Annotated in this window: 9 protein-coding genes; 3 read left to right on the top strand and 6 right to left on the bottom strand. The window is 41.4% G+C overall.

All coding sequences use genetic code 11. The features are described 5' to 3' along the window. Nucleotides 1-49 precede the first annotated feature (49 nt). The gene (locus IMPJCBKJ_RS10645) at nt 50-2,449 is read right to left on the bottom strand and encodes a TonB-dependent receptor (protein ID WP_166340428.1); all 2,400 of its coding nucleotides are present in this window, start codon (nt 2,447-2,449) and stop codon (nt 50-52) included. A gap of 165 nt (nt 2,450-2,614) precedes the next feature. On the opposite strand from IMPJCBKJ_RS10645, the gene IMPJCBKJ_RS10640 reads away from it, so the two are divergent. Next, nucleotides 2,615-3,142 carry a YaeQ family protein gene (locus IMPJCBKJ_RS10640; protein ID WP_138600680.1) on the top strand — a complete coding sequence of 176 codons (528 nt, stop codon included), beginning with the start codon at nt 2,615-2,617 and terminating at the stop codon, nt 3,140-3,142. Here IMPJCBKJ_RS10640 and yfaE read toward each other — a convergent pair. From yfaE to ubiG, 5 genes are all read right to left on the bottom strand, one after another. Further along, nucleotides 3,139-3,411, bottom strand: a complete 273-nt coding sequence (gene yfaE / locus IMPJCBKJ_RS10635) for a class I ribonucleotide reductase maintenance protein YfaE (RefSeq protein WP_166340233.1) — start codon at nt 3,409-3,411, stop codon at nt 3,139-3,141. The genes IMPJCBKJ_RS10640 and yfaE overlap by 4 nt on opposite strands. Continuing rightward, a complete protein-coding gene (nrdB, locus tag IMPJCBKJ_RS10630) occupies nt 3,411-4,541 on the bottom strand; it encodes a class Ia ribonucleoside-diphosphate reductase subunit beta (protein ID WP_054551358.1) in 1,131 nt (376 codons plus the stop codon). The genes yfaE and nrdB overlap by 1 nt, the downstream gene beginning before the upstream one ends. Before the next feature lie 70 nt (nt 4,542-4,611). Then, nucleotides 4,612-6,897: a class 1a ribonucleoside-diphosphate reductase subunit alpha gene (gene nrdA / locus IMPJCBKJ_RS10625; protein WP_054551357.1), complete on the bottom strand. Its 2,286-nt coding sequence runs from the start codon at nt 6,895-6,897 to the stop codon at nt 4,612-4,614. A gap of 392 nt (nt 6,898-7,289) precedes the next feature. Next, nucleotides 7,290-7,964 (bottom strand): HAD-IA family hydrolase, encoded by a 675-nt coding sequence (locus IMPJCBKJ_RS10620; protein WP_054561556.1) that lies wholly within the window; start codon nt 7,962-7,964, stop codon nt 7,290-7,292. Beyond that, nucleotides 7,964-8,674, bottom strand: a complete 711-nt coding sequence (gene ubiG / locus IMPJCBKJ_RS10615; protein WP_054551355.1) for a bifunctional 2-polyprenyl-6-hydroxyphenol methylase/3-demethylubiquinol 3-O-methyltransferase UbiG — start codon at nt 8,672-8,674, stop codon at nt 7,964-7,966. The genes IMPJCBKJ_RS10620 and ubiG overlap by 1 nt, the downstream gene beginning before the upstream one ends. A 176-nt stretch (nt 8,675-8,850) precedes the next feature. Here ubiG and gyrA point away from each other — a divergent pair, with 176 nt between their 5' ends. Continuing rightward, nucleotides 8,851-11,547, top strand: coding sequence for a DNA topoisomerase (ATP-hydrolyzing) subunit A (gene gyrA / locus IMPJCBKJ_RS10610; protein ID WP_138600685.1), 2,697 nt, complete (start codon nt 8,851-8,853; stop codon nt 11,545-11,547). Nucleotides 11,548-11,616: 69 nt separating this feature from the next. Further along, complete coding sequence (gene serC / locus IMPJCBKJ_RS10605) at nt 11,617-12,705, top strand: 3-phosphoserine/phosphohydroxythreonine transaminase (protein ID WP_166340231.1); 1,089 nt, start codon at nt 11,617-11,619, stop codon at nt 12,703-12,705. Nucleotides 12,706-12,707: the final 2 nt, after the last annotated feature.

The following is a 12,707-nucleotide window of genomic DNA, read 5'->3' as shown; positions in this document are numbered from 1 at the left end:
CCCTTTCACTTTAAAAGTGAAAGGGTTTTTTTATAACTATTAAAAGCGATTAGAAATAACCGCGAATACCCAAGCTGAAGTTACGACCAGGTAGTGGTGCTTTTTCTTTAATGAATGAGCTGTGTACGAAACCAAGTTCATCGGTTAAGTTGTCAACATTGATGTAAAGCTGTGTATCAACAGGACCTAAGTCAAGTTGGTAGTTAGCTGATGCATCAAATAGGGTATAGCCGTCAGTTTTTGTCTCGTAAGCAGTAATGTCAGACTGCTCAAAATAATGAGTACCGGTTAGGCTAAACTTCCAATCAGACACTGTGTACTGTAATTCAGAACCCAGTTTATTAGCCGGAATACGAGGTAAGTAACCTTCATCATCTTTTAGCTTAGCCGTTGTTGAATCACCAAACACTTTAACTAACGCACTTGGCGTCACTTGATAATGTACGTCAAATTCAATACCGTATAATTTCGCATCTTTACTTGTGAATTGGTAAACCGCCATTGCATCTTCATCTGCATCAGCTGCTGATTCTAAGCCATGCTCTTCATCAAAAACTAAACCGGTATTTTGCTGGTAGTAGTAGTTTTCAATGTCGTTATAGAAGAAGTTAACTGTGTAACCAAAGTCACCAATAAAACGACGGAAACTTAAATCAAAGTTAGTTGCAGTTTCTTGCTTGATATCTTCTGGCTCAAAATGAATTTCGCCATCTTCAATATGATAACCAAGGCCTAGCTCATAAGTACCTGTTGCGATATGAATACCGTTTGAAAGTAATTCAGCACTTAGCGGCGCACGTTCTGAACGTGATACACTCAGAGCAACACTTTGGCCTTCTTGATATTGCCAAATTGCACCTGCAGATAAGCTTAGGTTTGTGAAATCTTCACTGTAGTTAATGATTTCAGCTTCTTCTTCGTCATGGTGCTCTTCTTCCTCTTCATGATCGTGATCATGATGATGCTCAGCCATGCTTACAGCAGAATCGATTTGATAATCTTCAAGGCGTGCACCTAGCTCAATGGTCACATCACCAAACTGGCGCTCTTCAAGAACGAATAACGCGTTTGTTTTAGTGACACTTGCTGGCGTAAAGGCTTCTTCACCATCTGCATCATAGTCAGACTCAGTGTAGTGATAACCAGCCATACCGTGCCAAAGGCCTAACTTGTGCTCAACGGTTGCACGTGCTTCGGTTGTTTTGTTTGTAAACACGGTGCCCACTGCACCATCTTCGATTTCAGCGTGTTTGTAGTCTGTGTAGCCAACGCGTAGTGAGATATTTTCAATCCAGTTATCATGAAGTGCATAGCTCATGTAGCCTTGCCAGCGATCTTGCTCTAGCTGTGCAAATACTGATTCTTCGTGCTCTTCTTCACCTTCATGTTCGTCATGATCTTCCTCTTCTTCATGATGATGATGCTCATGAGCAGGAATACCATAATCTGTTTCGATGCGGCCGTATGACACACCTAGCGTTAGATGATCGCCCACGTAACTAGTACCAAAGTTAACTGTTTGGCTATCAATAAAGGTGTTTTCTACGCTGTTAGCTGTTTCGTGTTCTTCATGCTCCTCGTGCTCTTCATGTTCCTCAGGAAGCTCAAAGTTCGGTGTGTCGTAATCGTGACCTTTGCGCTTAGTACCGTCAAAATGGAAGTTGAAACCATCGTTACCGGTTTCAAGTTTTGCAGCATAGGTGTTGGTATTAGATACTGTATCGTGTGTATATTGAGCAGCACCGGTTAAAGACTCGATGTTATCGGTAGGAATACGGTTATCAACAACGTTCACCACACCACCGATAGCGCCAGAGCCATAAAGTAGAGTAGCAGGGCCGCGAAGTACTTCGATTTGCTCTGCTGCTAGGCTGTCATTTGATGTTGCGTGGTCAGGGCCTATACGAGATGCATCACTGCTATCAAGGCCATTTTGGGTGATCTTCACACGCGGACCATCTAAACCACGAATAATTGGGCTTGATGAAACTGGGCCAAAGTAGCTAGCATTAACGCCCGGTAAACCTTTTAGTGTTTCGCCTAATGTCGGTTTTGCTTCGTCTTTTAACTCATCACCGGCTAAAACATTCACAGGCGAAATCATTTCAAGACTATTTTTATGAAGCGCTGATGCATAAACAACAACCGTTTCAACTGAGGTTGGTGTAAGCGTAACCACAACATTTTGGTCTTCGCCATTAATAGCAATACGCTTATCGATGAAATTGTTTTTACTGATGTGAAGCTGACCTTTATTGTCTACATCAATTTTAAACTGACCTTGTTTGTCAGTCACAACGCTTTGTGATTTGCCGTGTACATGTATTTCAGCATTGCTGATAGGTTGTTGGTTTTTATCTAATACTTGACCTGTGATCACAGCAGCCATTGTTGATTGAGAAAACAGCGCAGCGGCAACAGCACTAGAAAGAATTGAAACTTGTTTCATCATTACTACTTCTAAGTTTGTTGTTGAGTGTTGCGTTATATTATAACGCTGAAAATATTAATCGCAATAACGTTATACTATAACTTTACCTATACCTTAACCCTAAGTCGCGATTTTATCACCATACACTATACTTAGACTGTTACACTGAGATGGCTGAATCTTATGTCTGATAAAAATAGGGTATTCAAAGCAAATTTTACTATTGCTGATTTAAGAGAGCATCGTAATCACAAAGAGGTGTTTACCACTGCTTGTGACCGTCGTGAAAGCTATCAACACTTTGTACTCAAGCTTTTAAGTTATTGCTTATTTTCACACAACGAAACAGCCATATTGAATGCAAGGTTCAGTCATGCTGAACCGGATGTGTCAATAAAAGCGCTTGATGACCACTATCAAACATGGCTTGCTGTTGACCAACCGGATATTGTGCAGCTTAATAAAATCGCGAAGCGGGTTGATGAACTGTGGGTCGTGACAACCTTAAACAACGACTGGCTTAAAGAAAATGAGCACCAGTTGGATCTGATCAATAATGGCCATTTAATTGCGTTTGATGACAGCTTTATTGAGGAATTAGCGAGTCATCTAACTAAAAACTTACAGTGGGATGTTACGATTGATCAGCAAATGGTGAGTGTGTCAGATAAAGAAAATTTCTACCAAACGAGTAAGCTTATTTGGCATTAAAGCTCAATTTTTACCTTGCCATTGGGTTTACTACAACACAGCAATACTTCGCCTGTTCGAACGAACGCAAGCGGCTCTTGATTGTAGCTCACATCACCTTCGACTAATTTTGCACGGCATGCGCCACAATAACCTTCACGGCATTGGTAGGGGACATCTATTTTGTTTTGTTCTAGGCATTCAAGGAGAGATGAACAGCCAGAATCAAATTCAAGATTCTGGCTGTCTGTTCCTGCAAGGATAACCTCTGCAGTGGTGTTTGAGCTCATTACAGGTCGAAATCACCAAAGTCAGATGCATCAACTTGAGAGTCAATTTGACCAACAAGGTAAGAGCTGATTTCAGCTTCTTGTGGGGCAACTTGAACATTGTCTGATACTAACCAAGAGTTGATCCACGGAATAGGGTTACTCTTACTTTCGAACTGTGCTGGTAGGCCTACCGCAGTCATACGTGCATTAGTGATGTATTCAACGTATTGGCATAAGATATCTTTGTTAAGACCAATCATAGAACCATCCTTGAACAGGTATTCTGCCCAATCTTTTTCTTGTTCTGCTGCTTCAACAAACATCTGAATTGCTTCTTCACGACATTGTGCTGCAACGATTGCCATTTCTGGGTCGTCTTTACCTTCTTGCATAATGTTCAAGATGTGCTGTGTACCAGATAAGTGTAACGCTTCATCACGGGCAATTAGCTTGATGATTTTTGCATTACCTTCCATTAATTCACGCTCAGCGAAAGCAAATGAACAAGCAAAGCTTACATAGAAACGAATCGCTTCTAAGATGTTAACCGACATCATTGCTAGGTAAAGTTGCTTTTTAAGGTCAAATAAGCTGACTTTAACTTCTTCACCATTGATCACATGTTTACCTTCACCATATAGGTTGTAAACAGAAATCATGTTTATTAAATCATCGTAATACTTAGTTACCGCATCAGCACGCTCACTGATTTTCTCGTTGCTTACGATATCGTCAAAGATAAGTTCAGGAGATTGTGTAACGTTACGAATAATGTGTGTGTATGAACGGCTGTGAATGGTTTCACTGAACGCCCATGTTTCAATCCAAGTTTCTAACTCAGGAATAGACACAATAGGTAATAACGCAACGTTAGGTGAACGGCCTTGTACACTATCAAGAAGCGTTTGATATTTTAAGTTACTTAAAAAGATGTGCTTTTCGTGCTCTGGTAACGCTTGGAAGTCAAGACGGTCTTTACTTACATCAACTTCTTCAGGACGCCAAAAGAACGAAAGTTGCTTTTCGATTAGCTTTTCGAAGATAGGGTACTTTTGTTGGTCGTAACGTGACACGTTTACCGTTTGGCCGAAAAACATCGGTTCTTGTAATTGGTTATTATGATTTCGGCTAAAAGTTGTATATGACATAGTGATTTCTCAAAAAACAGTCAGGACAAAGCGGGCTAATGAGCCCGCTTTTGTTATGTTATTAATTTAATTAGATTTTACAAGCGCCGCCTGCACAACCGTCATCTTCTACCTCTGGTGTTAACTCATCTTGAGAGTCTGATGCACCATCACGTGTGTTGTGATAGTACAGAGTTTTAACACCAAGTTTATACGCAGTCAGTAGGTCTTTTAATAGCACCTTCATAGGTACTTTACCGCCTTCGTACTTAGATGGATCATAGTTAGTGTTTGCAGAGATCGTTTGGTCAACGAATTTTTGCATAATACCAACCAGTTGTAGATAACCATCGTTTGAAGGAATATCCCACAGTAGCTCGTAGTTATCTTTAAGATTTTCATAATCAGGCACTACTTGCTTTAAGATACCATCTTTACTTGCTTTAACACTGATATGACCACGTGGTGGCTCGATACCATTTGTCGCGTTAGAGATTTGCGATGATGTCTCTGAAGGCATAAGGGCAGATAGCGTTGAGTTACGCATACCGTGCTCTTTAATGCTTTCGCGTAGTGAATCCCAATCTAAGTGAAGAGGCTCATCACAGAACTGATCTAGGTCACGTTTGTAAGTATCTGTTGGCATAATGCCTTGAGAATAGGTTGTCTCGTTAAATTTAGGACACGCACCACGTTCTTTCGCTAACTCATTTGATGCTTTCATTAGGTAATATTGAATTGCTTCAAATGTCTTGTGAGTCAGGGCATTTGCGCTGCCATCTGAGTAACGCTTACCATTTTTCGCTAAGTAGTACGCGTAGTTAATAACACCAATACCTAGCGTACGACGACCCATAGTCGCGTTTTTCGCCGCAGGAACAGGGTAGTCTTGGAAATCAAGTAAGTTATCAAGGGCACGTACTGCAAGTTCAGCAAGTTCTTCTAATTCGTCAAGTGATTCAATTGCACCTAAGTTAAACGCCGACAGCGTACAAAGTGCAATTTCACCTTCTTCATCCATTACATTGCTAAGTGGCTTAGTTGGTAATGCAATTTCTAAACATAAGTTAGATTGACGAATTGGTGCCACAGTCGAGATGAACGGGCTGTGCGTATTACAGTGGTCAACGTTTTGTAAGTAGATACGACCTGTGCTGGCACGCTCTTGTGCAAACATTGAGAATAACTCAATCGCCTTAATACGTTTTTTACGAATTGACTCGTCTTGCTCGTATTTGATGTATAGCTCATCAAACTTCGCTTGATCTTCAAAGAACGCATCGTATAGACCCGGTACATCTGATGGGCTAAATAATGTGATGTAATCGTCTTTGATTAAACGGCTATACATTAATTTGTTGAACTGCACACCGTAGTCAAGGTGACGTACACGGTTATCATCAACACCACGGTTGTTCTTAAGAACAAGTAGGTTTTCAACTTCTAAGTGCCAAAGTGGGTAGAACAACGTTGCTGCGCCGCCACGAACACCACCTTGTGAACAACTCTTAACCGCTGTTTGGAAGTGCTTATAAAACGGAATACAACCTGTATGGTACGCTTCGCCGTTACGAATAGGGCTACCAAGGGCACGGATGCGACCGGCATTAATACCAATACCTGCACGTTGCGAAACATATTTAACAATCGCAGACGATGTTGCATTAATAGAATCTAGGCTATCACCACATTCAATAAGTACACATGAGCTGAACTGACGTGTAGGGGTACGTACACCAGCCATGATAGGTGTAGGTAATGAAATTTTGAATGTAGATACTGCATCATAAAAACGCTTGATGTAATCAAGGCGTGTCTCTTTTGGATAATCAGAGAATAAGCTTGCAGCCACTAAGATATATAAAAACTGTGCACTTTCGTAGATTTCACCAGTTACACGGTTTTGAACTAAATACTTACCTTCAAGTTGCTTAACAGCAGCGTAGCTGAAGTTTAAGTCACGGTTGTGATCAATGTAAGCATCTAACTCGTCAATTTCTTGTTCGGTATAATCAACAAGTAGGTGTTGATCATAACGCTTGTCTTCAACTAATTTGGTGATGTGATCGTATAAGCGCGGCGGCTCAAATTGACCATATGCTTTTTTACGTAAATGGAATACAGCTAAGCGAGCAGCGAGGTATTGGTAATCAGGCGTATCTTTAGAGATCTGATCAGCTGCAGCTTTGATGATTGTTTCATGAATGTCATCGGTACGAATGCCGTCATAAAATTGAATGTGTGATTTTAATTCAACTTGTGAGACAGACACATTCTCTAGACCTTCTGCGGCCCAAGCGATCACGCGATGGATCTTATCTAGATCAAGTGACTCTTTACGGCCGTCACGTTTGCTTACAGATAGCTGTTGGTTCATAGTTTTGCCTGTATTCCTTGGGAAATTTTAGTTGTAAGACAAAGGTATTCTTTAATGTAATTATTATTATTCAACACCAAGATAAACTAATTGAATAACATTTAGCCACAATATCTGGTGTTGTTTAAATTGCAGATCACAAGATAGTGTGGTCTGAGTTGTTTTGCAAGGGATAGAATTGCCCCAATTTGTGGATAACTATTGGATAAGCGCATTGTGTTAGTAACCATTAACCTTTGAACATTCATAGACGACGAAATTTGTAGAAATCAACAAAAGATCCAGAAAATTTACCGTTTTGAAAAATAAATTTTGACTGATTTTTTTATCATCAATGAATGCTCAAAAGTAAATCAAATCACAACATATGGTGTTTCAGTTATCAAATAACACTATATATGGTTAAAACCATCAATCGGCGTTTGCCAATTAAAATCCGCTTGCCAGCCAAGTGCGGCATCTACACTGGGTATATAACCCCATAACGCTGTTGCGCTGTACATATTGGCCGCTTTTGCTGCTTGAATATCACGTTCAGCATCACCGATATATAAACAACGGCTCGGATCAACATCTAAGATCTCAGCAGTGTGTAATAGTGGATCCGGTGATGGTTTTGACACAGCTAATGTATCGCCACTCACAACTGCCTTTGCATCACGCAAAGAGGGAATAGCCTGCACTAAGGGCTCAGTTAAAAAGCCGGGCTTATTAGTCATAATGCCCCACTTAATATTGTTTTGCTCAAGTGCAATTAAAAGCTGTTCGATGCCGTTGAAGCATTTACTGTGCACAGCAATATCTTCGGCGTAATAGTCAAGAAGCTGCTGGCGCAAGGCGAGTTGTTCAAGTTCGGGCCATTTATCCCCAAACCCTACTTCTAATAATGCATTTGCACCGTTAGACGCAGCAGGGCGATAAACATGCTCAGCAACAGGCGCCACATTGGCGTCTGCTAACACGCGGTTTAATGCACCACCTAAGTCATCCGCGGTATCGAGTAGTGTGCCATCTAAATCAAAGATAAACGCATCAAAATCGATAGAGGGTGTTTGCACACCACTCATTAGGCTAGTTTCTCAAAGTGCAGGATGTAATTAACACTTACATCATCATTTAAGCTGTACTGCTTAGAAAACGGGTTATAGTGAAGACCGGTACTGGCGCGTACTTTTAATCCTGCTTCTTCTGCCCATGCAATAAGCTGCGCAGGTTTGATAAACTTTTTATGGTCATGCGTACCTTCAGGCACCATTTTTAAAAGCTTTTCAGCACCGACAATAGCAAACAAGTAGGCTTTTGGTGTTTTATTTAATGTTGAAAAGAACACATCAGCGCCCGGTTTAGCAAGGTCTGCTACAGCACGAATAATAGAAGCAGGGTCTGGAACATGCTCAAGCATTTCCATACAAGTCACTACATCAAAGCGAGCAGGGTGCTCAGCAGCGAATTGCTCTGCAGGTACTTTTATATAATCAACAGGTACGCCTGTTTCTAAACTATGTAACTTAGCAACGGTAAGTGGCTCTTGGCCCATATCGATACCGGTTACTTTAGCGCCCATACGCGCCATACTTTCACTTAAGATGCCGCCACCACAGCCAACATCTAAGGTTTCCTTATCAAATAAGCCGCCTACTTTATCAGCGACAAAATCCAAACGTAGAGGATTTATTTCATGAAGGGGTTTGAACTCTCCGTCGCGGTCCCACCAACGTTCTGCGATGGCTTCAAACTTTGCAATTTCTGCATTATCTACATTTTGATGCTCGGTCATAAAAAACTTCCTCGTTAATCTGAGGCCATTATATAGGGGGAAATTAATAAATCGCAAAGATTTAGCGCCTGTAAATCTAAATAAATTGTGATAGCATGGTCTGGAAATAATAACTAAAGCTCTTAAGACGGCGGTTTGCCTCTTAATGAGTCAATACTGAAGGAATGTGAAATCAAATGACTGATCTCGCCAATGAAATTCTGCCAGTCAATATTGAAGATGAATTAAAAAATTCCTACCTTGATTACGCGATGAGTGTAATCGTAGGACGTGCATTGCCAGACGTACGCGACGGCTTAAAGCCAGTTCACCGCCGCGTTTTATTCGCAATGAACGAACTCAATAATGATTGGAATAAACCTTACAAGAAATCAGCACGTGTTGTTGGTGATGTAATCGGTAAGTACCACCCACATGGCGACAGCGCGGTATATGACACCATCGTTCGTATGGCGCAGCCTTTCTCATTACGCTATATGCTTGTTGACGGCCAAGGTAACTTTGGTTCTGTTGACGGTGACTCTGCGGCAGCAATGCGTTATACGGAAGTCCGTATGGCGAAAATGTCACATGAATTATTAGCTGATTTAGAAAAAGAAACGGTTGATTACGTACCGAACTACGACGGTACTGAGCAAATTCCTGACGTATTACCTACAAAAGTACCTAACTTATTAGTAAATGGTTCTTCGGGTATCGCGGTTGGTATGGCGACGAACATTCCACCTCATAACTTAACAGAAGTTATCAATGGTTGTTTAGCGCTTATTCAAAACCCTGATATGTCAATTGCTGACCTTATTGAATATATCCCAGGTCCAGATTTCCCGACTGCGGCGATTATCAATGGTAAAAAAGGCATTGAGCAAGCGTACTTAACAGGTCGTGGTAAGGTATATATCCGTGCTCGTGCTGAAATCGAAGTTGACGAAAAAACCGGTCGTGAAACAATCATCGTTCACGAAATCCCTTATCAAGTTAACAAAGCACGCCTTATCGAAAAGATCGCAGAGCTTGTTAAAGATAAGAAGATTGAAGGTATTAGCGCACTACGTGACGAATCAGATAAAGACGGTATGCGTATCGTTATCGAAATCAAACGTGGTGATGTTGGTGAAGTAATCTTAAACAACCTTTATGCACAAACTCAGTTACAAACTGTGTTTGGTATGAACATGGTTGCACTTGATAACAACCAACCTAAGTGTTTCAACTTAAAAGAAATGCTTGAAGCGTTTATTGTACACCGTCGTGAAGTTGTTACACGTCGTACTGTATTTGATTTACGTAAAGCCCGTGACCGTGCTCACACGCTTGAAGGTTTAGCGATTGCACTTGCGAATATCGACCCAATTATCGAACTTATTCGTAAGTCACCAACACCAGCAGAAGCAAAAGCGGCACTAACAGCACGTTCTTGGGAACTAGGCACTGTTAAAGCAATGCTTGAAAAAGCAGGTGAAGATAACGTTGCACGTCCTGATTGGTTAGCGGCTGATTTAGGTATCCGTGATGGTCAGTACTATTTATCTGAGCAACAAGCACAAGCAATTCTAGACTTACGTTTACACAAACTAACAGGTCTTGAGCATGAGAAGATCTTAGACGAGTATCAAACACTTCTTGATCTAATTGCTGAGCTTTTACACATTCTTTCAAGCCCAGAGCGTTTAATGGAAGTTATCCGCGACGAGCTAGTAGAAATTAAAGAGCAATATGGTGACGAACGTCGTACTGAAATCAGTGCAGCAGCTCACGATATTAGCCTTGAAGACCTAATCAATGAAGAAGACGTTGTTGTAACGCTTTCTCACGAAGGTTACGTTAAGTATCAACCATTATCGGATTACGAAGCACAGCGTCGTGGTGGTAAAGGTAAGTCAGCAACGAAGATGAAAGATGAAGACTTCATCGAACGTCTATTAGTTGCAAATACCCACGATACAATCTTATGTTTCTCAACAGCAGGTCGCTTATACTGGTTGAAAGTATATCAGTTACCATTAGCAAGCCGTGCAGCGCGTGGTAAGCCAATTGTTAACTTATTACCTCTTGAAGCTGATGAGCGTATTACTGCTATCTTACCAGTACGTGAGTACGAAGAAGATAAATACATCTTCATGGCAACTGCGTTTGGTACAGTTAAGAAAACACCACTTACAGCATACAGCCGTCAACGTGCGAGCGGTATCATCGCAGTTAACCTAAATGAAGGCGATAGCCTAATTGGTGTTGATATCACTGATGGCACGAATGAAATCATGCTATTCACTGATGCTGGTAAAGTTGTTCGCTTTAAAGAAGCAGAAGAGTCAGCAGTTGTTGATGAAAACGGTAACCCAGTTCTAGACGAAAACGGTAACCCAGAAATCCGCTTCAAAGGTGTACGTCCAATGGGTCGTACAGCAACAGGTGTTCGTGGTATTAAGATGGCTGACGACCAACGCGTTGTGTCGTTAATCGTACCTAAGTCAGATGGTGCAATCCTAACTGTGACAGAAAACGGTTACGGTAAGCGTACAGCACTTGAAGACTACCCATCGAAGAGCCGTGCAACACAAGGTGTTGTATCAATCAAAGTAAGCGAGCGTAATGGCGCTGTGGTTGGTGCAGTACAAGTTGACGATAACGACGAAATCATGATTATCTCGAATCGCGGTACCCTAGTACGTACCCGTGTAAACGAGGTTTCTACGGTTGGTCGTAATACTCAAGGCGTTATTTTGATACGAACTATTGACGAAGAGCAAGTAGTTGGTTTACAACGTATCGAAGAAATCGAAGTTGATGAGCTAGAAGCCATCGAAGGCGAGGCCGTTGAAGTAGTCGATACCAATACTGAAGAAACGGGTGATAACCCACCTTCAGAATAACATTGATTTAAAAAGCGGCTTTGGCCGCTTTTTTTATCCGCACTATAATTACTGGAATGAGGCAAAGTAATGACTAAGTATAATTTTTGTGCAGGACCGGCAATGCTACCGCCGGCAGTTATGCAAAAAGCACAAAAAGAATTTATAGATTGGCAAGGTTTAGGTGTCTCTGTGATGGAAATTAGCCATCGCAGCAGCGACTTTTTAGCGCTTACCACTAAATGTGAAGCGAGCTTACGCCGCTTAATGAATATTAGCGATGAGTTTGAAGTGTTATTTATGCACGGCGGTGGCCGTGGTCAATTCAGTGCTGTGCCACTGAATCTTCATCTTGATGATAAGCCAGCCGTGTACTGTGAAAACGGTGTGTGGTCTAAAGGGGCTACTTCAGAAGCGGCAAAATTCACTGCAGTTGAAAGCATCAATGTACGTGATGATGAGCAGCAAAATGGCCAGTTCTCTATAAAACCAGCAAGCAGCTGGGAATTACCAGCTGATGCGTCGTACATTCACTATTGTCCGAATGAAACCGTTGATGGTATCGAAATTTTTGACGTACCATCACACCCATCAGCACCGATTGTGGCTGATATGTCATCGACTATTTTATCGCGCGAGTTTGACGTAAATCAGTTTGATCTTATTTACGCTGGCGCACAAAAGAATATCGGCCCGTCTGGTTTATCGATTGTTATTATTCGCAAAACACTTCTTGAGCGTGAAGGTCTTGCCAAGCCAGGTATTCTTGATTACGCCTTAGAAGCAAAACAAGGCAGCATGTATAACACGCCACCGACATTTGCGTGGTACTTAGCAGCTGAAGTATTTGAATGGCTTGAAGCAAACGGCGGCGTTAAAGCGATGGAAGAACAAAACATCGCAAAAGCAGAACTTCTTTACAACTACATTGATAGCTCAGATTTTTACAGCAACAAAGTTGCTAAACATTGCCGTTCGCGTATGAACGTACCGTTTTGGCTAAACGACGAATCACTGAATGATAAATTCATTAGTGAATCAAAAGAAGCAGGCTTATTAGCCCTTGAAGGTCACCGTATTGTCGGTGGTATGCGCGCAAGCATTTATAATGCGATGCCACTTGAAGGTGTTCAAGCCTTGGTTAATTTTATGAAAAAATTCGCCAAGGAGAACAGCTAATT

The organism is Pseudoalteromonas sp. MB47 (assembly GCF_011319765.1).
GTDB lineage: Bacteria > Pseudomonadota > Gammaproteobacteria > Enterobacterales > Alteromonadaceae > Pseudoalteromonas > Pseudoalteromonas simplex.
The sequence above is the reverse complement of the archived record's forward strand: the minus strand, read 5'-3'. Positions and strand labels throughout refer to the sequence as shown.